The organism is Anaerolinea thermophila (genome assembly GCF_020723905.1).
Taxonomy (GTDB): domain Bacteria; phylum Chloroflexota; class Anaerolineae; order Anaerolineales; family Anaerolineaceae; genus Anaerolinea; species Anaerolinea thermophila_A.
In genome coordinates this window covers 357,424-381,142 of sequence record NZ_DYHZ01000002.1, presented here as the reverse complement: position 1 = coordinate 381,142, position 23,719 = coordinate 357,424, and the positions used below count along the sequence as shown (strand labels likewise).

Sequence of the window (23,719 nt, the reverse complement as noted above, 5' to 3'; positions counted from 1 at the left end):
TTATACCGAACTTTTTAAGGGCTTACCCGTTCATCTTCTTCCAGCAGTTGACGCCGGTAGGTCTCCGCATCTTCCAGCGGTGGAGGAACCTGGATGTTCAGATTCTCCAGCGTTTCAACCAGCACCCGGCTGATGACCCAGTCACGATACCACTTTTTATCCGCAGGGACAATGTACCAGGGGGCATACCCGGTGCTGGTACGGGAGAGCACATCCTCATAGGCTTTTTCGTATTCATCCCACAGGGCGCGCTCTTTCAGATCGCCGGGGTTGAACTTCCAGTGTTTTGCCGGATCTGCCAGCCGTTCCAGCAAACGCTGTTTTTGCTCTTCTTTGCTGATGAAGAGAAAAAACTTGAGGATGGTTGTACCCGTTTCCCACAAGAGACGCTCGAATTCGTTAATCTGATCGTAGCGCTTCTTCCAGACCTCTGGCGGGACGAGTTGATGAACCCGCACCACCAGCACATCCTCATAATGACTGCGGTTGAAGATGACCATCTCTCCCCTGCCCGGTACCACTTTGTGCACCCGCCACAGGTAATCGCGATCCAGTTCCTCCGGCGTGGGCACTTTGAAACTGGCAACCTTGACGCCCTGCGGGTTAACTCCATCGAACACCGAGCGAATCACACCATCCTTTCCGCTGGTATCCATCCCCTGAAGGATTACCAGCACCTTGTGGCGGCGCTCGGCAAACAGGCGTTCCTGAAGCACCTCCAGTTTGCGGTTGAGTTCGGCAACATCAGCCCGAGCAGATTCCTTCCCACCCTCGAAATCCCTCGGCGGGTCGGGAGACCAGTCCTTTAAACTCACTTTTTGCCCCGGTTTGATTTGATAGCGTTCCATGTGTTCCCCCATTGATCATAAAATTCGTTGCAGGCTGAAGCCGTGCTGTTGCGCCGCTTCCTGCAGTGCTGGTTCAGCGCCCAGCACTGCAATCCGCCCCTGATGCGCCAGTGCCTCGAGCGCATCCGCCAGATGATGGAAATCCTCCACCCGGGTATTCAGCAACTGGTCGCGCAGTCGCTGACGGCGCTCGTCGGTGATTCCCAGCAGTGCCCGCTGAAAAGCCGTGTAGCCCTTGGCGTCAGGCAGTTGATAGGCATCCAGTTCACCGATTGCGCCGATGATGGCTTTGACCCGTTCGCTCTCTTCAATTTGCAGATTTCGCAGGAACTGCGCCGTCTGATCGTACACATCCAGCGTTCTTAACAGATTCGGGTCGCGGTAAGAAAGCATCAGGAAAGCGCCAGAATGCGGGTCGAAGGAACAAAAGCCGCCATACGCGCCGCCCTGCACCCGCACCTTCTCCCAGAAATACGTGGCGTTGAGATACTGGGTAATGGCATAGATTGAACCGTGCAGAGAGTACCCTGCCTCAAAAAGATTGCCGCCCTTGCCCACATAATTAACCTGCGCAGGGATGATCAACCCTTCCTGTGGAGGCGGCACTTCCATCTTCCACTGCGAAGGAAGCACAGCCCGCTGAGGCAGGGATGCCAGAAAGTCGCTCAGCGCAGGTTGAAGCGTCTGCCACCCTTCACGATGCACGGTGACATTGGCGCGCAAGCCCTGCCGCTGTAGCAGGCGATCGCGAATACCCTCCAGGCGCGCATGGACTTCCGTCCAGTTCTGCTCCACCTCTCGGGCTAACTGACGCAGGAAGAACAGGTAAGAAATCCCGCCGGTCTGTTCACTGAGCCAGCCGGCTTCATCCAGTCCTGCCCGCAGTCGGGTTGCCGCCATGCGGTGACCGCTGTAAATCAGACGGGTTTCCAGCGAGGCTTTTTCTTCCAGCACCATCTGCCGGAAGCGTTCGGCATCATCCAGGCGGACACCGGTGAGAATCTCGTGCAACAGCGTCAGCAAATCCCGGGTTTGTGCCAGCATGGCTTTGGCACGGAGCACCAACCAGGCTTCGGCATTCTGGCGCTCCGGTGCGGCAGAAAGGAATAACTGTGCCCAGATACCCCCGGTTTTTTGTCCGATGCGCTGAATCAACTGCACGTAAGACTGCTGAGATGTGCCCATTTCGGTAAGGGCACGTCCAAATAAGGGGAGCAACCCCAGCCATTCCTGCGGAATGACGCGCAGATTGAACGCCAGATCGAGGTACACAATCCCATTGGTGAACAGGTCATGGTACAGGGTTGGGATATCGGCAAGGGTGTGTTCCTCGCTGGGAATGCGGCGAATCTCGCGCTCCAAATCGCTCAATTTCAGGGTGGGAATGGTCGCCAGCGCCTCGGGAGAATCGGGGGTTTCCTGACGGCGCTTCAGTTCAAGGGTTTCTTCCACCACCTGTCGAAGTTGCTCTTCAGTCATGCCTGCCCGGGCTTTCTCCAGACGCGCCCGCTCCGCAGAAGCGCGTCGTTCTGCCAGGGTCGGGTCAGGATCTAAAATCACGGTGACGCGGTGGGGATTTTCCAGAAGCAGGCGGCGGATGCGCTCTTCCAGCAGGCGTTCGCCCCGGGTGAGACGCTGACGCAGGTCGCTCAGAGGGGCTTCAAAGCGCAGGGCTTCGATGGGGTCTTTGTCGTACAGCCACAGTGCCAGCGCCTGGAGCATGACAAACAATCCGCGCGGATACGAGCCGGTATTCTGCTCGCGGAGGCGAAATTCCAGCGTGTTCAGCGATGCCCACAGCGTCTCGGCATCCACGCCCTGCTCTGCTAACTGCTGAAGCGTCTCCAGAATCAGACCTTCAACGCGCTCCAGATTCTCAGAAGGCACGCCCTTCAAACCCACCGAAAAGACGGGCTGGCGTAAATCCAGCGTCAGGTTGGCGGCAGTCAGATCCTCGCCCAGTCCCGACTCAATCAGCGCTTTCCGCAGAGGCGATGCCGGTGTGCCAATCAATACATGTTCCAGCAGGGAAAGGGTAAGGGCTTCCTGTGCATCTGGCACTTCGGGAAGCATCCACGAAAGGGCAATGAAATGGCGCGGGGCTTCATCCTCAGCGCTGACCTCGTAGGGCAGGCGCACGCGGCGTGGCTCGTTTGTCCGCTCCTGCAGTGGAATCACCGAAGGCACCTGCTTGAACTCGAAATTCTGCAGGTAAGCGTCCAACATCCGCAGACGGTTCTCGGGATCGTCGTTGCCATAGAAGAAGATACGGGCATTGGACGGGTGGTAAAAAGTGCGATGATAGTAAAGGAACTGTTCATAAGTCAGGTCGGGAATCTTCTCGGGATCGCCGCCGCTATCCCGCCCATAAGGGGTATCGGGAAATAACTGGCGAATCACATGGTCGTAGATGAGGCTGTCTGGTGAGGAATAACTGCCTTTCATCTCATTGAAGACTACACCCTTATAAATCATCTCGCCTTCCGGATTTTCCAGAGCGTAATGCCAGCCTTCCTGCTTGAGGGTATAGGGCGAAAGCAGGGGGTTGAACACGGCATCGAGATAGACATCTACCAGATTGTAAAAATCCTGCAGGTTCTGGCTGGCAACCGGATAGCAGGTCTTATCGGGATAGGTCATGGCATTGAGGAAAGTATTCAGTGAACCTTTCATTAACTCGACGAAAGGTTCTTTGACGGGGTACTTGCGTGAGCCACACAACACCGAGTGTTCCATAATGTGGGGCAAACCCGTATCATCCATGGGCAGGGTACGGAAGGTAATACCAAAAACCTTGTTTTCATCGTCATTTTCCAGAGAAAGCAATTCCGCGCCCGTGCGAACGTGACGATAAAGACGGGCGCGGCTGTTCATCTCGGGAATGCGCTCATCCCGAAGCAGTTCAAAACCATGGATCAATGCAGTCATCTCCAGATTTCCTCCATTCATTGCATAGCCATTATTGCTCATTATACAATCAACCTCAGGAAGGGGAGGAAGAACGTAAAAGCCCCCCGCTATTGTTTATTGCAGGGGGCGAAATTTTGAGAAGGTTAAGGGGAAAATCCTTTATGCCGGTTGTTCGGCAGATACCTTAATCAATTCGGCTTCAATGGCAATTTCCACCTCATCTCCCACCAGCCAGCCACCCGCTTCAAGGGCAACGTTCCACTCCAGCCCCCAATCTTTGCGGTTAATTCTGGTTGAGGCAGAGAAACCGGCGCTGGTCATGCCCCAGGGATTGGTCAGCATGCCGTTGAAGGTCACATCCAGCACCACCGGTCTGGTCATGCCGCGGATGGTTAAATCACCGTAAAGGCGGGCAGTGTTCTCACCGGTACGCTCCACCCGCGTGCTCTTGAAAGTCAGTTGCGGATGATGTTCAACATCCAGAAAATCCGCCGAGCGCAGGTGAGCATCGCGCTGAGGCTCACGGGTATTGATGCTGGCGGCGTCAATGATGACATCCACAGTAGTGTTTTCCAGGTTGTTCTCATCCAGATTGACCGTGCCGCTAAACTTCTCGAACCAGCCTCGCACTTTGCTGATCATCAGATGACGAACGGTGAATTGAATTTGGGTATGAGCGGTATCAATTTGCCAGGACATAAGACAGTACCTCCTAAGGTTTAGAATGAAGATGGATAAGATTTGGAGAATCTTTCTGCTGCAGGGCTAACCCCAGTTTTTTGCATAATTCCCCCAGCGTGCGTTGCTCCTCGGGTGAAAGAGGCGAGAAGGCTTCGGCAATCAGCGCCGCCTGACGGGGAAAAACCCGTTCAATTAAATCTCGTCCCGAGTCGGTCAGCACGATGGTCACCATGCGGCGGTCTTCGTGGCTGCGTTGACGCTCGATCAAACCGCGTTTTTCAAGGTTGTCCAGTACCAGGGTAATATTGCCGCTGGATTTTAACAACTTGTGACTGATTTCGCCCTGGCAGAGCGGACCGAGATGATAGAGCGTTTCCAGCACACCAAACTGAGAAGGGGTAAGCCCTTCCAGAATGCCGTCACGGAACAGGTACGCTTCCAGCGCGCTGGAAGCGCGGGTAAATTTGATAAAAGTATCCAGGGCTAGAACAATCTGAGGGTCACCCCGAAAATGGGTTGGCATCAAAATTCTCCAGTTCAAATATTTTGATATCAAAATAATATCACAGGAAATCAGATATGTCAAGTCATCTTTTCCATTTCAAAAAAAATCCCGCGCCTGACAGAAGCGCGGGAAGAAGAGCATTTCTCCAGTGGAGGGAGAAGAAGGACTATCTCACACCCAGCAGCAGGTCAATGGTGAGTTGATCGAGACGTTCGTACTTCAGTCCACGTTTGCCCAGCGCCACCCGATCGAAGGACATCGCTTTAAGACGGCTGGCTTTTTCGCGTGAGTATGCCCCAAAGACGCTTTCCAGTGATGGCTCGGTGGCATTGATTTCTGCCAGCAGGGCTTGAATTTCGGGGTCAGCGTTGAAGCGGGCGGCTTTTTCCTTCAGGATGAGATAGGTGCGCATGCACCCGCGGGCAAAGTCCTTCACCCCTTCGTAATCCTCAGTGCGGTAAGCATGAGCATCAAAATGGCGAGGACCCGTGTAACCGACATCCTCGAGGAATTTCACCAGGAAGAAAGCCGCTTTGAGGTCGCGAGAGCCAAAGCGGAAGTCCTGATCGTACCGTCCGGGATATTGATCGTTCAGGTCAATGTGAAAGAGTTTTCCGGCTTCCCATGCCTGCGCCACGCCATGGAGGAAATTCAATCCCGCCATGTGCTCGTGTGCCACTTCGGGGTTGACCCCCACCATTTCCGGATGATCGAGGGTCTCGATGAATGCCAGCATGTGACCGGTGGTCGGGTTGTAGATATCGCCGCGCGGCTCGTTGGGCTTGGCTTCCAGCGCAAACTTGAGGTCGTACCCCTGATCGAGGACGTACTCGCACAGGAAGTTGAGGGCTTCGCGGGTGCGTTTGATGGCATCTACGGGATTCTTGGTGGCATCGGTTTCAGTGCCTTCGCGCCCGCCCCAGAAGACGTACACCTTCGCACCCAGTTCCACACCCAGATCAATGGCGTGCATGGTCTTTTGCAACGCGTAAGCGCGCACTTTCGGGTCATTACTGGTAAAAGCGCCATCTTTGAAAACTGGATCGCTGAAGAGATTGGTGGTTGCCATGGGGACAACCAGCCCGGTCTCTTTCAACGCATTTTTGAAATCGCGCACAATTCGATCACGTTCGGCGGGAGTGGCATCAATGGGCACCAGATCATTATCGTGGAAGTTCACCCCGTAAGCGCCCACTTCTGCCAGCAGATGCACCAGTTCCACCGGAGTGAGCGCATCACGGGTAGGCGCGCCAAAGGGGTCGCGTCCGGTTGAGCCAACCGTCCACAAACCAAAGGTAAAACGATGTTCGGGTCGGGGAGTAAAGTCTGACATGGGTTTATCTCCTTTTTAAGTAACGATTTCTCTCGAGGAATCACAGCCTGTCGTTGAAAGGGCAGAAACGTCCTGTTTTCATTGTAGAAAGAATTTCACAAATGACAACAGGCTCTTCCCCCAATCCGAATAAGGGATTGCCCTCTTTCAGGCTTGCATCCACAGAATTCTTGCCTGCCCGATTTGATTGCAAATTGCAACGCATATCGCGTATATGCGAATAGAAAATTTGTATATAATCATTCTATATGTAGCGTGCGGAGACTTTACGAGGAGGCAGGGCTGCGGGCATCACCCACAATCGCATGAATCTAGTTCCCTACCCTAATTCATATTCCAACGCCTATTCCACAGGGGGAAGAAGACGCGCCTTGCCCTCCCGCTCATCTTTTCACTCTGCTCCCTCGTCTGACAATGGTCACTCTCACCGACCCGGTGGGGGTGGTGAATCCCCCCGACCTTCCTCCCCTCCCCCTCCTCCGGATTTCATTTTCCGGAATGCAGAATGGCGCCGCGCCATATCAAGGCGATTTCAGGACGATGATACGTTCATCTGGCGCGTTCTGGGAATCTCCATTGGACTCTTCATGTTCTTCTTTCCCGCAGGGGTGGGGGCAGCGCTTCATATGATAGATGTATTCGGTAGAGGAATAGACCCTAATCTGGCTTCCGGATCTTCCTTTTTCTGGAATTTTTTCAACGATTTTGTCATCCGGGAAATTGTCATCACCATCATCCTCTGTGCAGGTTTGTTATTCGTCATGCTCTCCACGCATGAGGAACCGCTTCTGTATCCCATCTTTTTCCTGATCGGCTTTTTCTTTGTTGGAGCCTCCATGCTCTTTTCTCTGGTGGCTTCCTCGCGGTGTATTTCCGATCTATCGTGTGATCCGAATGCTTACTGGATGAGCGTCCTTCTGGTTATGTTGCTGGGATTGGCGGGCAGCGCACTGCCCGTCATTTACCGTCTGGGTTCCAGCATCCTTTATTCGGCGATGTTCCTGATCGCTTTTGCTTACTGTTCAGCCCTGTGGCTGGTCAAACTGGCAGGTACGCCGCCCTACATCATTGCTTCATCGGAAATCTTCCAATCCACCCTTCTGTTATTGCTGAACTTTGTCCTGGTTTTCCTGCCTGCGGGATTGAACTGGCGTCTGTTGATGGAATCCTCCGCCGCCACCCGAACCGGCAATACCCGGCAGGAACCGGGATAAAAGCGGGCGATTCGAGGACATGAAGCACAACCAGAGTCATCTGAAGGCTTCATGTGGATATGGTATAATCCCTTTCGCTATCAATAAAGTCTGCTTTGACCCCATACCCTGCGAAAGCAGGTCAGTTTATTTTGGAATTTAGAAAATGAGGTTCTGAAAATGTCTTCTTTCGTTCGTGAAACGCCCAATCATTTCAGCCTGCCGCGCCGCATTGCACGCCTTGGAGATCTGGCGTACAACCTGTGGTGGGCATGGAATCCGGAAGCCCTGCGATTGTTTGCCCGCATTGATCGCACCCTGTGGGAACAGGTCTATCACAATCCGGTGGCATTCCTGCGCCGGGTAGAACGGCGCCACCTCAACGCGGCGACCAACGACCGATACTTCCTTGAAAGTTACGATGCAGTGATTCGCGCCTTTGACCAGTACATGGCTGAAGAAAACACCTGGTTCCGGCGCACCTATCCGCAGTTGACCAGCCAGCAAATTGCCTATTTTTCCTTTGAGTTTGGCTTGCACGAATCGCTGCCGGTGTATGCCGGCGGTCTGGGCGTGCTGGCAGGCGACCACCTGAAAGAAGCCAGTGATCTGGGCTTGCCCCTTGCAGGGGTGGGTTTTTACTACACGCAAGGCTATTTCTCTCAGAAAATCACCGAAGATGGATGGCAGGAAACCCGCAATCTGCGCCTGAACTACGAGGAACTGCCGGTTGTCCCGCTGGTGCACCCCGAAGGCGGACCGCTGATGGTTTCGGTAACCCTGGCAGGGCGCAAAGTCTTTGCCCGCATTTTGCAGATTCAGGTAGGACGGGTTCCCCTCTTCCTGCTGGATACCGACGTGGAAAGCAACACCCTCGCCGACCGCTCGCTGACCGCACGCCTGTACACCAGCGATCAGGAAGTGCGCATTTCTCAGGAAATTCTGCTGGGAATCGGCGGTCTGCGCGCCCTGCGTCTGCTGGGCTACGATCCGACCGTCTGGCACATGAACGAAGGACACTCCGCCTTCCTGACCATTCAGCGCCTGCGGGAGTATGTAGCGCAGGGATTCTCGCTGGAAGAAGCCAGAGAACGCATCCGCAAGACCAACATTTTTACCACCCACACCCCCGTGCCCGCCGGGAACGACGAATTCCCCCTGTGGATGATGGACAAGTACTTCTCGCATGTGTACAACGAGTTGAAGATGGACCGTGATCTGTTCATTGACCTCGGGCGGAACATGCAGGAATGGGGAGAAACTTTCAGCATGCCGGTGCTGGCACTGCGCCTTTCCGAAAAATGCAACGCCGTTTCGGAACTGCATGGACGCGTTTCGCGGCGCATGTGGCATAAACTGTGGGCTGACCGAAAGGAAGACGATGTGCCCATCTTCCACATCACCAACGGGGTGCATGTGGGCACGTGGATGGCGCGCCGCTGGCGTTTGCTTTTTGAACGCTACCTGGGGATGGACTGGATGGACAATCTGGATGATCCCGAAATGTGGATGATGATTGACAACATCCCCGACGCAGAAATCTGGGCAGTGCGCCGCCATCTCAAGAACAAACTGGTCCATTACGCCATCGAACGGGCTCGCCGTCACTGGGTGACCGGTGAAGCCCACCCCGTACAGGTGGTAGCGGGTGGCGTCCTGCTGGAGCCGTATTCACTCACCATTGGCTTTGCGCGGCGGTTTGCCACGTACAAGCGCGCCAACCTCATCATGCGCGACGTGGATCGCCTGATTCGCATCATCACCAACGCCGAAATGCCGGTGCAGATCATCTTTGCCGGCAAAGCGCACCCTGCCGATGAGCCGGGGAAACTGCTCATCCAGCAGGTTTACCGCGCGGTGAAGGACTCGCGCGCTGGCGGGCGTCTGGTCTTCCTTGAAGACTATGACATGAATCTGGCGCGGTTGCTGGTTCAGGGCGTTGATGTTTGGATGAACACCCCGCGCCGTCCGAATGAAGCCTCGGGTACTTCGGGCATGAAAGCCGCCATGAACGGCGTGCTGAACTTCTCGGTGCTGGATGGCTGGTGGCGCGAAGGATACAACGGTAAAAACGGCTGGGCGATCGGGGAAGAAAAGGATTACGCCGACCCCAACGAGCAGGACGAGCACGACGCGCAAAGCCTGTATGCCACGCTGGAGAATGAGATTATCCCGTTGTACTACGGGAGCCGTGCCGGCGACGACATCCCCCACGCCTGGATTGAACGTATCAAAGAGTCCATGCGCACTCTCATTCCACAATTCTCTACCCGACGCATGCTCAAAGAGTACCTGCAGCAGGCTTATCTACCCGCCATGGAAGCGGCGCTCCAGATGGAAGCGCTCCCCGGCGAGAAAAAGCCCTGATTTTGAACAGGTGGCATTATGCAATCCTTTCTGACCCCTGAAATCTTTCTGACCGCGCTGATAATTTTTGTGATGCGTGTGGTGGACATGTCCATGGACACCATCCGCATTCTCTTTGTCGTGCGCGGGAAGAAACTCTTTTCCTGGATCCTGGGCTTTTTGCAATCGCTCGTTTTCATCATTGCGGTGTCGCGGGTGCTGAGCGGCGATGTGCATCCCTTGAGCGTGCTGGCATATGCTACCGGGTTTGCCACCGGTAACATTGTGGGCATGATCATCGAAGATAAAATGGCAATCGGGCATGTGCGCATCACCATCATCAGCACAGCGGCAGGCTCGCAAATTGCTCAGGCGCTGCGTGATGCTGGCTTCGCGGTGACGGAGATTCCCGCCTTCGGCAAAAACGGCGCGGTCACCATGCTCAACTGCAGTGTCCTGCGACGAGATTTCGACCACGCCGAGGACATCATCCGCAAGGCAGACCCCGAAGCCTTCATCACCGCCGAGGAAGTGCGCGCCATTCATCGAGGATTCTGGCGGTCATAAAATGTTTGAAATCACCTTTCTGGGCACTTCGGCTTCAGCCCCCTCCGTCAAGCGGGGGCTTTCTGCGCAACTGGTAAAACACAACGAATACCGCTTTCTGATTGACTGCGGGGAAGGCACACAGCGCCAGATTTTACAAGCCGGATTAGGCTTCAAACGTCTCAACCACATCCTGATTACCCACGGGCATCTGGATCATATCCTCGGGCTGGCGGGACTGCTTTCCACCTTCATGCGCTGGGAAACCATCGACCATCTGGAGATTTACGGTCCACGCTCGGCGCTGGAGCGCATTGACGATTTGCTGACACGGGTGGTCCTGCGCGGAGCGCGCCCTCCCATGCCGCTGACCCTCATCCCCATCACCCCCGGGGTGTTCTTTGAGGGCGATGATTTCCGCGTTTCGGCGTTCCCCGTGCATCACCGCGGCAGCGAGAGTCTGGGGTATCTGTTCGAGGAACATTCGCGGCGTCCCTTCCTGCCCGAAAAAGCCGATGCGCTGGGCGTACCTGCCGGACCTCTGCGCCGGGATCTGGTGGAAGGGCGTTCGGTGCGCCTGCCGGACGGCAGGACCATCACCCCGGATATGGTGCTGGGCGAAGAGCGCCCCGGCACACGGCTGGTGCACGTGGGCGATTGCGGAGAGACCGAAAGTCTTTCAGGAATCGTCCACGGAGCCGACGCACTGGTCATCGAAGCCACCTATCTGGAAGAGGAACGCGAGATGGCGCATCAGTTCTCACACCTCACCGCGCGCATGGCGGCAGAACTGGCACAGCGCGCCGGGGTGAAAGCGCTTTACCTCACCCATCTCTCACGCCGCTACCGCGAGAAAGACATCCTCACCGAAGCCCAGAGCGTCTTTCCAGACGCAGTGGTGGTAAGGGATTTCGATACCTTTACTGTCAAACGCAACGAGTGAATTAACTGCCAAAACGAATGCCGTAGCGCTGGAAAATTTCTACCAGCGCTTTTTTGGCTTCGACCGATTCGGGGTCAAGACCACGGCTTTGAATGTACTGGCGGGTATCCCACGCTGCACTGGCAAGACGTTCGCGCAATCCCACCGGCAGAGCGGGAAAGGCATCCACCAGTTTTTGCAGGAAGGGGTCGGGACGGGGCTTGTCCATGACCGCATAAACTTCATTCCCCAGTTTTTCAGCCAGCAGGGCAAGGTCATCAGCGCCGGGCAGGCTGTCACCAGTCATCCACAGGGCGAGGGCACTCTGGGATACGCCTAAAAAGCGTGCAAAGGCATAGTATGACTGGGATTTACCCTGCTCTTTTTCCCACTGACGGAATTTCTGTTCCAACCACTGGTGAAATTCAGGCATACGTCCCTCCCTGCAGGAAATGTTTGATTTGATTATATTCAAGCCTGAAGGGAAGGCAAATGAAAAATACCCGTCAATGGGGGAAGGCGGGATTTGAACACCATCACCTTCTGGAATGCTGCGAAATTACAACTTCAAAGAGGGAGAATTAAAAAAAGAGAGCGGGAGACGGGATTCGAACCCGCGAATATCAGCTTGGAAGGCTGATGCCTTACCGCTTGGCCACTCCCGCAAGCGTTATTATTTTACCCATGCTCAGGCTGGCGGTCAAGGTTGACGCGGATAAAATCCAGGGCTTTCTCCACCCTCACCCTAAATCCTCCCTCCGGTAAAGGCTTTTTACCCCCGCCCATCTACAATCAAACTCTGGATACAGGACATCACATGGAGATGAAAAGAAATTTCTCTACCGAAATTCATCAGTTCAGCCGCCCTGTGTTCTGGATGGAGACGTTCTCAACACCCACACCGCCGCCAGCGTGACCGCCCCCACAACAAAGCCATAGGACGCAAAGAACACCCCCCACTCCAGAAAGGCAAATGCCAGCGTGTTCGAAAGGGCATGGAAGACCGTCACGTAGAAGAGACTGCCGCGGGTCTGCCGGTACAGCCAGATATACATCACCGTGAGCGAGAGGCTGAAGAGCCATTCTACGCCCCACGGTAAGCCAGACATGGGATGATCCGGGTTCAAGAGGAGCGGCAAATGCCACACGCTCCACAACACCGACATGATGAGGGCTGTGTGCCAGTCGGAGAAGCGTTCCTGAAAGCGCGGCAGGGCAAACCCGCGCCAGCCAATTTCTTCCCATACGTTGGAAAGGAGCATGGCGACGAACACCGGAGCCAGCGCTCCCCAGGAAAAGCCCTGCAGTTCGGGGCGATGCGGGGTAAACAGAGCCATCAAACCCAGCGCCACCGCACCGGTGATAATCCAGAATGCTAAAACAACCCCCAGCCAGCGCCAGCCCGCCCGCACATCAAACAGGCGGGCGAACAATCCACCCACCGCCTGCCTGCCCTGCGTCAACCACACCACCAGCACCGCCGCCAGCGTAGGACCGCCTCCGCCCAGAAAGGTTAACAGCGGATGTTCCACCCTCCAGACGCCACGAGCGGTGAGCAGTTGAGGAATCCACCCCAGCCACGAGAACAGAAACGCCAGCAGGTAAAACATCATCAACGGATGCCGTTGAAACCACCCTCTCAAACCCTGTTTCATTGCACACCTCCCGATCCCATTCAGCGGGGAGAGCGCATCCATTCCCAGGCATCCTCAAACGCCTCACGGGCAGTGCGTCCCAGAGTGATGCCCAGTTCCTTGCGGGCTCTGGTGGTGTCGAAATAAAAGTAGTACCCCGCCAGATGAAGCGTTTCAACCGGAATTGGCAGATTCAGAAAACGCTGTAACCCCCTCAGCGGAAACGCCGCAGTGCGTACCAGCCCGGCAGGAAGCATCCATGCAGGGGGTGGAGCCCCCACCACCGCGGCAGCAAGGCTGAGCATGGCATGAAGGCTCAGGTTCTCCCCGCCAAGGATGTAGCGCTCACCGGTGCGTCCGCGCTCCAGCGCCGCCAGATGTCCCTCAATGACATCTTCGAGATGCACCACGTTCAAGCCGCCTTCCACCGAAAACGGTATGCGGCGATCGGCAACCTGTTTCAGCAGGGAGCGCGATTGACGATAGACATCACCTGATCCAAACACCAGCGCCGGGTTGACAATGACCACGTCCAGTCCCTGTGCCACCGCGCGCTGCACTTCCAGTTCCGCCAGATACTTGGCATATCCGTAAGGATAGCGCTTCGGATGGTAATTCCAGGTATGGTTTTCGTTGATGGGAAACGGAGAGCGGTACTCTGGAACCCCCAGCGCGGCAACCGAACTGGTATGCACCACCCGGCGTACTCCTGCCTCGCGGGCATATCGCAACACTGTGCGAGTACCTTCCACTGTGACTGCATACAGTTTGCCGGGATCGCTGCTGCCCATCCACGCCGCGGCATGGAAAACCACCTCAATGCCTTGCATGGCGCGGGCTACGCTTTCTGGCTGGGTGAGATCCCCCACTACATGCTCCACATCCAGCCCATCCAGCAGGGTCAGCACACTGGAAGCGCGGTGAAACGCACGCACGCGGTGCCCTGCATGGACCAGTGCACGGCACAGGTTACCGCCGATGAATCCGCTTGCGCCGGTTACCAGCACATTCATGCCAGCCACTCCACAATGGTGGCTTCGCCCTGCCCCACACCCACGCACAGCGTCGCCAGTCCATAGAAGGGTCTCGGCATGTACGGTGCGCGGCGGCGCATCTCGTGAATCAGCGTGGTGAGAATGCGCGCTCCCGAACAACCCAGCGGATGCCCCAGCGCGATTGCACCACCGTTCACATTGACCATCTCATGAGACAGCCCCAGTTCGCGCATCACCGCCAGAGTCTGTACCGCAAAGGCTTCGTTGATTTCCACCAGTCCGATCTGGTCCAGGTTCAACCCGGCGCGCGCCAGCGCCTTGCGGGTAGCAGGAACCGGTCCCATGCCCATGATGCGCGGCGGAACCCCTGCTGCGGCGGAACTGATAATGCGTGCCAGCGGCTTCAGTCCCAGTTGCGCGGCACGTGAGGCGCTCATCAACAGCAGGGCGGCGGCACCGTCATTCATCCCGGAAGCATTGCCCGCCGTCACCGTGCCGTTGGGACGGAAGGCAGGCTTGAGTTTTGCCAGCGATTCCAGGCTGGTATCCCGGCGGGGACGTTCATCGGTGTCCACCAGCAGTACATCGCCCTTCTTCTGCGGGACGGGAACCGGGACAATTTCCTCGGCAAACTTCCCCAAGTCTATGGCGGCAATGGCGCGCTGATGACTGGCAAGCGCGAAGCGGTCCTGTTCTTCCCGGGTGATGCCGGTCATCTCGGCTATGTTTTCCGCCGTCTCGCCCATGGACTCGGTTCCGTACCGTTCCTGCATGCGCGGGTTGGGATAACGCCAGCCCAGCGCAGTGTCATACGCGGTCAGGTTGCCAAAGGGGAAACCTGTCTCGGCTTTGGGGAGCGAGTACGGCGCCCGGGACATACTCTCCACCCCGCCGGCGATGAAGACATCCCCTTCTCCCAGACGGATTGCCCGCGCCGCCATATTGACTGCACTCAACCCCGAGGCACACAACCGGTTGACGGTAACACCTGCCACCTCGACCGGGAAACCCGCCAGCAAAAGCGCCATGCGGGCAACGTTACGGTTGTCCTCGCCTGCCTGATTGGCGCACCCCAGAATGACCTCTTCAACCAGCGCAGGGTCCATCTGCGTACGTTTCAACAAGGCTTGCAGGACGTGCGCCGCCAGATCATCAGGGCGCACCCGCGCCAGACTGCCCCCCAACGCACCGATGGGGGTACGAACAGCATCTATGATTACTGCCTCTTCTACCATACTTCGATTGTACATCAGGAAACCCTGCATGCTGAGGGGGATAGAGCCGGGAATCAGGCTTGAATTTGCGCTCCCAGCAGGGTTGTGCGCAGCAGAAACGCCCGCGATGGCACGCCCTGCTTTCGAAATGCCGCCTGCATGGCATCAGCCACACTTTGCGGGGCTTGATTGGGGAAGGCGATCAAACTGGGACCCGCCCCCGAAAGCGCCACTGCCGCCGCTCCCGCTTCACGTGCCGCCCGCATGGCATCCTGCGCCCCGGGGATGAGCGGCAGGCGGTAGGGCTGATGCAGCCGATCTTCCATGACTCTGCCCAGCAAATCCAGATCACCCGTACGCAGGGCTTCGGTGACCAGAACCGAACGCCCAATGTTGAAGACTGCATCCCGGTGCTCGAGCAAGGCAGGAAGAATCAACCGTGCCGAACGCGTGGACAGATTGATCTGAGGAAGCACCACTACCACCTGCAGGGGGGCAATCTCAAAGCGTTCCACCAGCCAGCCACTGGAGGTGTTCACCGAGACGGTCAGCCCACCATACAGCGCTGCGCTGGCATTGTCGGCATGCCCTTCCATGGAGACAGCCAGTTCTACCAGTTGCTCCAGTGGAATCTCCACACCGCTCCATGTCCGCGCCGCCAGCAGGCCCGCCACCACCGCCGAAGCGCTGGAACCCAACCCGGAGCCTACCGGGATGGCGTTATGCACGCAAAGGCGCAGTCCGCGCGGCGCAGGCGCCCCAACCTGCCGGAGCAGGCGGTAAAACGCGGTGAGGATCAGGTTATCCGGCTTCCGGGAGAGCACTTCTGCCCCTTCACCGTGAATCTCCATGCACACGCCCTCACCCTCAAAGCGAAACTCCGCTTCGTTCCAGAGATCCAGCGCAAGGCTCAGACAGTCAAAGCCGGGACCGAGATTGGCAGTGGTTGCCGGGACGCGCACCCTGACGTTCATCGCGGCGCTCCCAGAATGGCTTCTTCCAGCGCATCCATGCGGGCGGGAAGGCGTAACGGCGCTGGCATCCTGTGGGCAATGATTTCCGGGTCCTTCAACCCGTGTCCGGTGCAAACCGCCACCACGCGCCTGCCGCGCAAATCCTGAACGCGGATGACGCCTTCGCGTAACTGTCGGGCTAACCCCGCCAGCCCTGCCGCCGAGGCAGGCTCCACCCACACCCCCTCGCCAGCCAGATGTCTCTGCATGGCAAGAATTTCATCATCACTGACGGCAATGATGCGCCCGCCGGACTGTTCGGCGGCTTCCAGGGCCTGTTCACCGCGGGCAGGCTTGCCGATGCGAATCGCGGTTGCTACCGTTTCGGGATGCTCTACGGGATGTCCCAACACCAGCGGTGCGGCGCCCTCTGCCTGCACACCCAGAATGCGCGGTAATCCGCTGGAACGGCGGGCATGATCCTGACGAAACCCCATCCAGTACGAGGTAATGTTGCCTGCATTGCCAACCGGCAGGCACAGCCAGTCGGGCGCATGCCCCAGCGCATCCACAATTTCAAAAGCGGCTGTTTTCTGCCCTTCCAGGCGGTAAGGGTTGAGGGAATTGACCAGCGCAATGGGATGGCGCTCGGAAATTTCCACCACCAGGCTCAAGGCATCATCAAAAGAACCCTGAATCTGAATGACCTGCGCGCCGTATGCCACCGCTCCCGCCAGTTTTCCTGCGGCAACCTTACCCTCGGGAATGATGACAATGGCGCGCATGCCCGCGCGGGCGGCGTACGCCGCCGCCGACGCCGCTGTGTTGCCCGTCGAGGCGCAAATGACCGTATGCACCCCACGCCCAAAGGCTTCGCTGATGGCGGCGGTCATACCACGGTCTTTGAACGAGCCGGTCGGGTTCATGCCCTCGAATTTCACAAACAATTCAAAACCACCGCCCAGTTCCTGAGCCAGTTGCGGCATGGGAATCAGCGGCGTGTTGCCCTCCAGAAGGGTCACAGCGCGAGTGTGGGCAGGCAGATCCATCCATGCGCCATAACGCGCCAGCACACCAGAGTAAGAAGATGCAGATGCGTTCAAGAAACCTCGAATCCAAAAACAGGAATAAAGAAAAACCCCTGAATAACGAATGGACAACAACGCTGAGAAAAGGGTTTAAATTTCAAGATATTTTAACGCAAACGCCGCCCGAAAGGGTTCGGACGGCGCAGTTTTTTCTTTCTTTATTCCTCGAGATGCAGTTCGTATGAGGTGGTTATTTCGGCTTTCCCGCGGATGGTCGCGGCTACCGAGCAGTACTTTTCCTCAGATAAGGCGATGGCCTGTTCAACGGCTTTCTCCGTAAGATCCTTTCCGCGGAAAACATACTTCAGGTGGATTTTGCGGAAAGTCCACGGCGGATCGGCTTCCTGTTCCCCGGTAGCAAAAATTTCCAGCCCGGTGAGGGTGAGTTTCTTTTTGGCGAGAATCTCCACCACGTCCACCGCAGTGCAGGACGCCAGCGCCACCAGCAGTAATTCCGAGGGTTTCATGCCCGTGTTCTCGGCAGGTGTGGAAATCACCACCGAGTGATTGGTGGAATCCACCCCGATAAACTCCTTCTCTCCCGTCCATTTGATGCGTGCTGATGCCATTTTTTCCTCCTGATTATTGAGCCTTGCTGATTAAATCAATCAATTCGCGCAGGTTTTGTTCTGCCAGGCGCGGATTCTCGCGGGCTTCCTCATCCAGCAGGCAGGTCACCGCGTATTCCTCCAGGAGCAAACGGCTGAAACTGCGCAAAGCCGCCTGGACTGCCGAAACCTGCTGAAGGATCTCCTTACAGTCCCGTTGCTGTTCCAGCATACCTTCAACGCCGCGAATCTGCCCCTCGATGCGACGCAGGCGCTGAATCAACGACTCTTGCAATTGAGGATCTCGTAATTTCATTGTACACCCTCAAGGTAAAAAAGAAAGCCAGCACACGGCTGGCAACAGGCTTACCCCGCTCAACTGAAGCGGCTTCCGCTCGAGGAACACCCTGAAGAAGAAGACGACAAACTCCAGGTGGGCGACGATCCACCGCGCGAGGCAAAGGTGGAAAGTTGCTTGCGGGTGCGTAAACTGCCGCATCTTGGACAGCGCGGGTTGACGTCACACTCGCTCAAGCGCACCATCTTTTCGAAATCTTCCTGACACTCATCGCAATGATATTCATACAGCGGCATAGGCAATGCGTCTGCTCCTCTCGTTTCAATATACCCTACTGGAGTATAGCATATCAGTCCCTGCCGTCAAGAGAAACCTTAACAATTTCTTCACCTGTTTCTACACGCGGTTTTCCGGGTTATGAATATAATGGAGACAGAAGCAGTCTAGAAAGGCAGGCACACATGCACGAACGCACACTGGTTTCTCAAGCCAAAAAACACATTGCCCTGATCGCCCACGACGGGATGAAACAGGAACTCCTGGAGTGGGTGGATTTCAACAAAGGCACGCTCTCACGCCATTTTCTGTATGCCACCTCTTCGACAGGAAAGTTAATCATGGAACACACCGGCTTACCCGTCAGTATCCTGTCGAGCGGACCGCTCGGGGGAGACCTGCAAATCGGGGCAGGGATTGTGGAAGGCAAAATTGATTTCCTGATCTTCTTCTGGGATCCACTGGAACCGCAACCGCACGACCCGGATGTCAAAGCCCTGTTGCGGGTAGCGGTTCTGTACAACATTCCTACCGCTTGTAATCGCGCCACCGCCGATTACCTCATCGCTTCCCCACTGATGGAAAGCGAGTACACCCGCACACTGCCCGATTTCTCCCGCAAGATTCACCGCGAACTGTAGGGGCGTTCCACGATGATTCTCGCGCGGATGTTTCTTGTCGGATGGATCATTCTAATCGGCGCCATCGTGCTGAATGTTCTGGCAGGTATGTTGAACCTGTCCACATGGTACACCTTCCTGCAGAACATGTCAGTGAATAGCGCCGGACAAGCCCTGCGCGCCCTGCGCTGGCTGGATGGGTTATTCCTGTTCGTCCTCTATCCGCTGGGGCTGGGCGGACTGGCATGGGCAGGATTGCGCTTCCTCAGCACCGTTATAAGATAACTTCCTTACAAAGCAAACCAATCCATAAATTCATGCACCGGTACGGCTTCCAGTCTGCCCGGGTTGGCAAACAGCGCCTGAATTGCCGCCCCCTGCCGCGGGGAAAGGTGACGCTGTAAACTGGCGTGAAACTTGGCTTCCAGCAGGGGCAGGGCTTCAGCGCGTCTGCGGCGATGACCGAGCGGATACTCTACCACTACCTGCGGGGTAGCGGTGCCATCGCGGAAGAAGACCTGCACGGCATTGGCAATCGAGCGTTTTTCCGGGTCCAGATAGTCCCTGCTGTACTGCGGGTTTTCCACGCACACCATTTTTTCCCGCAGGGCATCAATGCGCGGGTCAGCAGCGCGTTCATCCTCATAGTCTTCCGCAGTCAGGTGTCCAAAGATCAATCCGATGGCAGTCATATACTGGATACAGTGATCGCGATCGGCAGGGTTGCGGAGGGGACCTTTCTTGTCAATAATACGCAGAGCAGATTCGTGCGTGGTGATCACCACTTTTTCAATCTCGTCCAGGCGGTCTTTTACCAGCGGGTGCAGTTGAAAAGCCGCTTCCACCGCCGTCTGAGCGTGAAACTCCGCCGGGAACGAGACCTTGAAAAGGACGTTTTCCATGACATACGAACCCAGTGGTCTGCCCAGTCGAATTGGTTGCCCTTTGAAGAAGACATCCTGAAAACCCCATACAGGCGCGGTGAGCGCCCCGGGGTAACCCATTTCGCCCTTCAAAGCCATCAGCGCCAGCCTCACCCCGCGCGATGTGGCATCACCCGCCGCCCACGATTTGCGCGAGCCAGTGTTGCTGCCATGGCGGTACACCCGCAGAGTGCCGCCATCCACCCAGGCATTGGACACTGCATTGAGTACATCCTCATGCGTTCCCCCCAGCAAGCCCGTCACCACTGCCGCGCTTGCCACCCGCACCAGCAGGACATGATCCAGCCCCACACGATTGAAAGCATTTTCCAGCGCCAGCACACCCTGAATCTCATGGGCTTTGATCATGGCAGTAAGCACATCACGTACCACCAGAGGACGTTTGCCCGCCGCCACCGCCTGACGGGAAAGCCAATCGGCGCTCATCAAAATTCCACCCAGATTGTCCGAGGGATGCCCCCACTCTGCCGCCAGCCAGGTATCGTTGAAATCCAGCCAGCGAATCATTGCCCCCAGGTTAAACGCCGCCGTCACCGGATCGAGTTGATAAGGCGTCCCGGGAACTTTCGCCCCATTGAGAACACTCATCCCCGGCACAGGGGGACCCAGCAGTTTGGTGCAGGCGGGATACGAAAGCGCCTCCAGCGCACAGCCAAGCGAATCCATCAGGCACAGGCGCGCAGTGTGGTAAGCCTCAGAACTCTCAATTTGCGCGCGGGTGACGTAATCGGCAATCTCCACTATCAGCGGGTCGAAAGCCCCGCGTACTTCTCCATGACTGCCAGACATATCCACCCCGTTTCAGCCCCGCTTCATGATCGGCACATAAGTCAAAGGTTCCGGTCCCACGTAATTGGCAGAGGGGCGAATGATCTTTCCATCCTCACGCTGTTCGATAATGTGAGCCGCCCAGCCAGCAGTACGAGCCATGACGAACAGGGGAGTAAACATGAAGGTCGGAATGCCCATCATGTGATAGGTCACAGCGGCGTACCAGTCCAGGTTGGGGAAGAGGTTTTTCTCTTCCCACATGACTGCCTCAATGCGCTCGGCGACATCGCACATGCTTTCATCGCCAAAGTCCTTGCACAGGGTGCAGGACAGGTCCTTGAGGATTTTCGCGCGCGGGTCGGCAATGGTGTAAACCGGATGCCCAAAGCCCAGGATAATGCCCTTGTCTTTGAGGATGCGGCGTACATCCTTTTCGGCTTCATCGGGAGTGCGGTAGCGCTCGATGACTTCCATTGCCCCTTCATTGGCACCGCCATGCTTAAAGCCCTTCAGGGCGCCAATCCCCCCGGTGATGGCGGAATAAATATCCGATCCAGTGCCTGCAATGACGCGGGTGGTAAAGGTGGAGGCATTAAATTCATGCTCGGCGTAGAGAATCAGAGTAATATCCAGCGCGCGCTGATGCAGATCACTGGGACGGCGCCCGTGCAACAGATGCAGGAAATGCCCGGCAATGGAGTCATCATCGGTCTCTACCTCGATGCGCCGACCGTGATGAGCATACTGATACCAGTACAGCAGAATGGACGGCATGATTGCCAGCAGGTGATCAGCAATATGACGCGCGCCTTCGGCATTGTGATCATCCCGTTCGGGCAGGGTTGCTCCCAGCATGGAAATACCCGTGCGCAAAACGTCCATGGGATGCGCCGCCGCAGGAATCAATTCCAGCACGGCTTTGACGGGCGCAGGCAACCCCCGCAGGCGTTTCAGTTTCAGGCGGTAACGTTCCAGTTCCGAAGCCAGCGGCAGTTTGCCATGCACCAGCAGGAAAGCCACCTCTTCGAAGGTGGAATGCTCGGCTAAATCATTGATGTCATAGCCGCGATAACGCAGGTCATTGCCCTCAAAACCCACCCGGCAAATGGCGGTATTACCCGCCGGAACACCCGAAAGCGCCACCGACTTCTTGCGGGGCGCTTCTTGAACAGCACTCATCTCAGCCATCTCCCTTCTCCTTTCCAAACAACTCATCCAGTTTTTGTTCGTAAGCGTAGTAATTCAGCACCTCATACAGTTCAGCGCGGGTCTGCATCAGCGGGACCACCCTCCCCTGAGTGCCTTCCGTGCGAATGGTGCGATAAACCTCCAGCGCCGCTGCCGCCATCGCGCGAAACGCCGAAAGCGGGTACAGCGCCAGACGAACCCCCGCCGACCGCAGATCATCCAGTGTGTAAAGGGGGGTCTTGCCAAACTCGGTCAGGTTTGCCAGCACCGGTACGCCGCAGGTCTGCACAAAGGCAGCGTACTGCGCTAAATCGGTGACGGCTTCGGCAAAAATCATATCGGCGCCTGCCTGCACATAACGGGAAGCGCGCGCCAGAGCGGCATCCAGCCCTTCACTGGCAAGCGCATCGGTGCGCGCCATGATGACAAAATCTTCATCGGTGCGGGCATCCACAGCGGCTTTGATGCGGTCCACCATCTCATCGGGCGAGACCAGTTGTTTACCCGGGCGATGACCGCACCGTTTTGCCTGCACCTGATCCTCAATATGCATACCTGCCGCTCCGGCTTTGATCAACGAGCGCACCGTGCGGGCGATGTTAAAAGCACTGCCAAAACCGGTATCGGCATCTACAAGTAGAGGTAGAGAAGTGGCATCGGTAATTCGACGGGTATCAATGAGTACATCTTCCAGCGTGGTAATACCTAAATCGGGTACCCCCAGCGATGCCGCCGCCACCCCGCCACCTGACAGATAAAGCGCACGAAAGCCTGCGCGTTCTGCCAGCAGGGCGGCGTAGGCGTTAATCACCCCCACCACCTGCAAGGGCTGTTCCATCTCCAGCGCCTGCCGAAGGCGTCTGCCCGCCGAAGACTGTTCTGCCATTCACTCCCCTCCGAAATGAGATTTTTCAGGTAAAATGAGTCCTCTTACAATATAATCATACAATAAAACCGGAAAAACTCATAAAAAATTTCATCTTTTTTCCGTTCAGGTCATTCTTTCGGGTGAGAACGTTCATCCAGTACAGGGCTAATCCCCCCGGAAAAAACTGGCACATTTCCTGCAACGCAACTGGACAGGCAGCGCTAAAAATTGCAATCGCATTGCGCTTGACGCATAAAATGCCTTATGCTACTATGATGAAGAAAATTAAGATTTAAAATATAGAAAAGTAAACCGGAATTTGTCAGGATTTTTCAATGCAGTCCATTCTGGAGAAATGCATCCGGTTACAGAAGGAGAACAGAGGTCATGAATAAGTCGCTTCGCTTTTTCTGGATGATGGTCCTGCTTGTTGTGCTGGTGTTGAGCACAGCCTGCACCTTGCGCGCTTCCACACCCGCCCCCACACAGGAACAGGGCGTGCTCTTCCCAACCCCCACCTCGCTTGCCAACGCCGTGCAAACCCAAACCGCCCAGGCACAGCCGCAGGTGGCTACAGCAACTCCGCAAATGGAGCAAGTCCCCACACCTGTTCCTCAACAAGCCGAGCAGCCGCAACCCACCGCACAGGCGCCACAACCCAAGCCCATCCCCACGCTGGAGCGCCCTTCCACGTACACCCTGCAGAAAGGCGAATGGCCCATCTGCATTGCCCGCCGGTATGACCTGGACCTCAACGCCTTTTTCTCGCTCAACGGGTTGAGCATGAATTCCCGTCCCGCAGTGGGTACGGTATTGAAGATCCCCTCCAGCGGGAACTGGAACGAAGCGGCTTATGGTCCCCGCGTACTGCGCAAGCACACCGATTATAAAGTTGCCGCGGGCGATACCGTCTACACCATTGCCTGCTACTTTGGCGACGTTTCTCCGGAAGCCATCCTTGCCGCTAACGGCTTGAACAGCCCGGACGACATCAAAGTGGGCATGACCCTGAAGATTCCATAAACCTTAATCCCTTTA

The 23,719-nt window shown here is 56.4% G+C and carries 24 protein-coding genes and 1 tRNA gene; 7 read left to right on the top strand and 18 right to left on the bottom strand.

All coding sequences use genetic code 11. The annotated features are described in order from the left end of the window. Positions 1–14: 14 nt before the first annotated feature. The 5 genes from LHF31_RS04365 to xylA all read right to left on the bottom strand — a co-directional run bounded on the left by LHF31_RS04365 (position 15) and on the right by xylA (position 6,277). Positions 15–848, bottom strand: a complete 834-nt coding sequence (locus LHF31_RS04365; protein WP_298004965.1) for a polyphosphate kinase 2 family protein — start codon at positions 846–848, stop codon at positions 15–17. Positions 849–863: 15 nt separating this feature from the next. After that, positions 864–3,776, bottom strand: coding sequence for an insulinase family protein (locus LHF31_RS04360; RefSeq protein WP_298004962.1), 2,913 nt, complete (start codon positions 3,774–3,776; stop codon positions 864–866). Between the two features lie 141 nt (positions 3,777–3,917). After that, on the bottom strand, positions 3,918–4,457 hold the full coding sequence (locus LHF31_RS04355; protein ID WP_298004960.1) for a YceI family protein: 540 nt from the start codon (positions 4,455–4,457) through the stop codon (positions 3,918–3,920). Positions 4,458–4,470: 13 nt separating this feature from the next. Beyond that, positions 4,471–4,962, bottom strand: coding sequence for a MarR family winged helix-turn-helix transcriptional regulator (locus LHF31_RS04350; RefSeq protein ID WP_298004957.1), 492 nt, complete (start codon positions 4,960–4,962; stop codon positions 4,471–4,473). 148 nt (positions 4,963–5,110) lie between these two features. Next, entirely contained in the window at positions 5,111–6,277 is a 1,167-nt protein-coding gene (xylA, locus tag LHF31_RS04345; protein WP_298004954.1) for a xylose isomerase, read from the bottom strand. Positions 6,278–6,903: 626 nt separating this feature from the next. On the opposite strand from xylA, the gene LHF31_RS04340 reads away from it, so the two are divergent. The 4 genes from LHF31_RS04340 (at position 6,904) to LHF31_RS04325 (ending at position 11,305) form a co-directional block, all read left to right on the top strand. Continuing rightward, on the top strand, positions 6,904–7,491 hold the full coding sequence (locus LHF31_RS04340; RefSeq protein ID WP_298007197.1) for a hypothetical protein: 588 nt from the start codon (positions 6,904–6,906) through the stop codon (positions 7,489–7,491). Between the two features lie 159 nt (positions 7,492–7,650). After that, a complete protein-coding gene (gene glgP, locus LHF31_RS04335) occupies positions 7,651–9,837 on the top strand; it encodes an alpha-glucan family phosphorylase (RefSeq protein ID WP_298007200.1) in 2,187 nt (728 codons plus the stop codon). An 18-nt stretch (positions 9,838–9,855) separates the two neighbouring features. Continuing rightward, positions 9,856–10,383, top strand: a complete 528-nt coding sequence (locus tag LHF31_RS04330) for a DUF2179 domain-containing protein (protein WP_298007203.1) — start codon at positions 9,856–9,858, stop codon at positions 10,381–10,383. A gap of 1 nt (position 10,384) precedes the next feature. After that, entirely contained in the window at positions 10,385–11,305 is a 921-nt protein-coding gene (locus LHF31_RS04325; protein WP_298007207.1) for a ribonuclease Z, read from the top strand. A gap of 1 nt (position 11,306) precedes the next feature. Here the strand turns inward: LHF31_RS04325 and LHF31_RS04320 are convergent, their stop codons facing one another. From LHF31_RS04320 to LHF31_RS04275, 10 genes are all read right to left on the bottom strand, one after another. After that, positions 11,307–11,717 (bottom strand): helix-turn-helix transcriptional regulator, encoded by a 411-nt coding sequence (locus tag LHF31_RS04320; protein ID WP_298007210.1) that lies wholly within the window; start codon positions 11,715–11,717, stop codon positions 11,307–11,309. A gap of 160 nt (positions 11,718–11,877) precedes the next feature. Beyond that, positions 11,878–11,949, bottom strand: a tRNA-Gly gene (locus tag LHF31_RS04315). A gap of 192 nt (positions 11,950–12,141) precedes the next feature. Then, positions 12,142–12,939: a CPBP family intramembrane glutamic endopeptidase gene (locus tag LHF31_RS04310; RefSeq protein WP_298007213.1), complete on the bottom strand. Its 798-nt coding sequence runs from the start codon at positions 12,937–12,939 to the stop codon at positions 12,142–12,144. 20 nt (positions 12,940–12,959) lie between these two features. Beyond that, entirely contained in the window at positions 12,960–13,931 is a 972-nt protein-coding gene (locus tag LHF31_RS04305; RefSeq protein WP_298007216.1) for an NAD-dependent epimerase/dehydratase family protein, read from the bottom strand. Continuing rightward, on the bottom strand, positions 13,928–15,163 hold the full coding sequence (locus LHF31_RS04300) for an acetyl-CoA C-acetyltransferase (RefSeq protein WP_303773643.1): 1,236 nt from the start codon (positions 15,161–15,163) through the stop codon (positions 13,928–13,930). The genes LHF31_RS04305 and LHF31_RS04300 overlap by 4 nt, the downstream gene beginning before the upstream one ends. Before the next feature lie 38 nt (positions 15,164–15,201). Then, on the bottom strand, positions 15,202–16,101 hold the full coding sequence (gene thrB, locus LHF31_RS04295) for a homoserine kinase (RefSeq protein WP_298007223.1): 900 nt from the start codon (positions 16,099–16,101) through the stop codon (positions 15,202–15,204). Beyond that, entirely contained in the window at positions 16,098–17,129 is a 1,032-nt protein-coding gene (gene thrC / locus LHF31_RS04290) for a threonine synthase (protein WP_363324771.1), read from the bottom strand. Before thrC ends, thrB begins: the two co-directional genes overlap by 4 nt. A gap of 197 nt (positions 17,130–17,326) precedes the next feature. Then, positions 17,327–17,737 (bottom strand): OsmC family protein, encoded by a 411-nt coding sequence (locus LHF31_RS04285; protein WP_298007229.1) that lies wholly within the window; start codon positions 17,735–17,737, stop codon positions 17,327–17,329. A 13-nt stretch (positions 17,738–17,750) separates the two neighbouring features. After that, positions 17,751–18,032, bottom strand: a complete 282-nt coding sequence (locus LHF31_RS04280; protein ID WP_298007232.1) for a metal-sensitive transcriptional regulator — start codon at positions 18,030–18,032, stop codon at positions 17,751–17,753. A gap of 59 nt (positions 18,033–18,091) precedes the next feature. Beyond that, the gene (locus LHF31_RS04275; protein ID WP_298007235.1) at positions 18,092–18,310 is read right to left on the bottom strand and encodes a zinc ribbon domain-containing protein; all 219 of its coding nucleotides are present in this window, start codon (positions 18,308–18,310) and stop codon (positions 18,092–18,094) included. A 165-nt stretch (positions 18,311–18,475) separates the two neighbouring features. On the opposite strand from LHF31_RS04275, the gene LHF31_RS04270 reads away from it, so the two are divergent. Next, positions 18,476–18,931, top strand: a complete 456-nt coding sequence (locus LHF31_RS04270) for a methylglyoxal synthase (protein WP_298007239.1) — start codon at positions 18,476–18,478, stop codon at positions 18,929–18,931. A 12-nt stretch (positions 18,932–18,943) separates the two neighbouring features. After that, positions 18,944–19,195, top strand: coding sequence for a hypothetical protein (locus LHF31_RS04265; protein ID WP_298007242.1), 252 nt, complete (start codon positions 18,944–18,946; stop codon positions 19,193–19,195). A gap of 5 nt (positions 19,196–19,200) precedes the next feature. On the opposite strand, the gene LHF31_RS04260 is transcribed toward LHF31_RS04265, so the two are convergent. From LHF31_RS04260 to prpB, 3 genes are read right to left on the bottom strand one after another with little or no spacing between them, the layout of a single operon-like run. Continuing rightward, the gene (locus tag LHF31_RS04260) at positions 19,201–20,643 is read right to left on the bottom strand and encodes a bifunctional 2-methylcitrate dehydratase/aconitate hydratase (protein ID WP_298007245.1); all 1,443 of its coding nucleotides are present in this window, start codon (positions 20,641–20,643) and stop codon (positions 19,201–19,203) included. A gap of 12 nt (positions 20,644–20,655) precedes the next feature. After that, positions 20,656–21,813 carry a 2-methylcitrate synthase gene (prpC, locus tag LHF31_RS04255; RefSeq protein WP_298007248.1) on the bottom strand — a complete coding sequence of 386 codons (1,158 nt, stop codon included), beginning with the start codon at positions 21,811–21,813 and terminating at the stop codon, positions 20,656–20,658. Next, positions 21,806–22,699: a methylisocitrate lyase gene (gene prpB, locus LHF31_RS04250; protein ID WP_298007250.1), complete on the bottom strand. Its 894-nt coding sequence runs from the start codon at positions 22,697–22,699 to the stop codon at positions 21,806–21,808. Before prpB ends, prpC begins: the two co-directional genes overlap by 8 nt. Positions 22,700–23,068: 369 nt before the next feature. On the opposite strand from prpB, the gene LHF31_RS04245 reads away from it, so the two are divergent. After that, complete coding sequence (locus LHF31_RS04245; RefSeq protein ID WP_298007253.1) at positions 23,069–23,704, top strand: LysM peptidoglycan-binding domain-containing protein; 636 nt, start codon at positions 23,069–23,071, stop codon at positions 23,702–23,704. Positions 23,705–23,719: the final 15 nt, after the last annotated feature.

Bases quoted from the DNA above. Each gene is read 5' to 3' on its own strand.
- LHF31_RS04365 (WP_298004965.1), bottom strand. From the start codon at position 848: ATGGAACGCTATCAAATCAAACCGGGGCAAAAAGTGAGTTTAAAGGAC.
- LHF31_RS04360 (WP_298004962.1), bottom strand. From the start codon at position 3,776: ATGACTGCATTGATCCATGGTTTTGAACTGCTTCGGGATGAGCGCATT.
- LHF31_RS04355 (WP_298004960.1), bottom strand. From the start codon at position 4,457: ATGTCCTGGCAAATTGATACCGCTCATACCCAAATTCAATTCACCGTT.
- LHF31_RS04350 (WP_298004957.1), bottom strand. From the start codon at position 4,962: ATGCCAACCCATTTTCGGGGTGACCCTCAGATTGTTCTAGCCCTGGAT.
- xylA (WP_298004954.1), bottom strand. From the start codon at position 6,277: ATGTCAGACTTTACTCCCCGACCCGAACATCGTTTTACCTTTGGTTTG.
- LHF31_RS04340 (WP_298007197.1), top strand. From the start codon at position 6,904: ATGATAGATGTATTCGGTAGAGGAATAGACCCTAATCTGGCTTCCGGA.
- glgP (WP_298007200.1), top strand. From the start codon at position 7,651: ATGTCTTCTTTCGTTCGTGAAACGCCCAATCATTTCAGCCTGCCGCGC.
- LHF31_RS04330 (WP_298007203.1), top strand. From the start codon at position 9,856: ATGCAATCCTTTCTGACCCCTGAAATCTTTCTGACCGCGCTGATAATT.
- LHF31_RS04325 (WP_298007207.1), top strand. From the start codon at position 10,385: ATGTTTGAAATCACCTTTCTGGGCACTTCGGCTTCAGCCCCCTCCGTC.
- LHF31_RS04320 (WP_298007210.1), bottom strand. From the start codon at position 11,717: ATGCCTGAATTTCACCAGTGGTTGGAACAGAAATTCCGTCAGTGGGAA.
- LHF31_RS04310 (WP_298007213.1), bottom strand. From the start codon at position 12,939: ATGAAACAGGGTTTGAGAGGGTGGTTTCAACGGCATCCGTTGATGATG.
- LHF31_RS04305 (WP_298007216.1), bottom strand. From the start codon at position 13,931: ATGAATGTGCTGGTAACCGGCGCAAGCGGATTCATCGGCGGTAACCTG.
- LHF31_RS04300 (WP_303773643.1), bottom strand. From the start codon at position 15,163: ATGTACAATCGAAGTATGGTAGAAGAGGCAGTAATCATAGATGCTGTT.
- thrB (WP_298007223.1), bottom strand. From the start codon at position 16,101: ATGAACGTCAGGGTGCGCGTCCCGGCAACCACTGCCAATCTCGGTCCC.
- thrC (WP_363324771.1), bottom strand. From the start codon at position 17,129: ATGGATCTGCCTGCCCACACTCGCGCTGTGACCCTTCTGGAGGGCAAC.
- LHF31_RS04285 (WP_298007229.1), bottom strand. From the start codon at position 17,737: ATGGCATCAGCACGCATCAAATGGACGGGAGAGAAGGAGTTTATCGGG.
- LHF31_RS04280 (WP_298007232.1), bottom strand. From the start codon at position 18,032: ATGAAATTACGAGATCCTCAATTGCAAGAGTCGTTGATTCAGCGCCTG.
- LHF31_RS04275 (WP_298007235.1), bottom strand. From the start codon at position 18,310: ATGCCGCTGTATGAATATCATTGCGATGAGTGTCAGGAAGATTTCGAA.
- LHF31_RS04270 (WP_298007239.1), top strand. From the start codon at position 18,476: ATGCACGAACGCACACTGGTTTCTCAAGCCAAAAAACACATTGCCCTG.
- LHF31_RS04265 (WP_298007242.1), top strand. From the start codon at position 18,944: ATGATTCTCGCGCGGATGTTTCTTGTCGGATGGATCATTCTAATCGGC.
- LHF31_RS04260 (WP_298007245.1), bottom strand. From the start codon at position 20,643: ATGTCTGGCAGTCATGGAGAAGTACGCGGGGCTTTCGACCCGCTGATA.
- prpC (WP_298007248.1), bottom strand. From the start codon at position 21,813: ATGGCTGAGATGAGTGCTGTTCAAGAAGCGCCCCGCAAGAAGTCGGTG.
- prpB (WP_298007250.1), bottom strand. From the start codon at position 22,699: ATGGCAGAACAGTCTTCGGCGGGCAGACGCCTTCGGCAGGCGCTGGAG.
- LHF31_RS04245 (WP_298007253.1), top strand. From the start codon at position 23,069: ATGAATAAGTCGCTTCGCTTTTTCTGGATGATGGTCCTGCTTGTTGTG.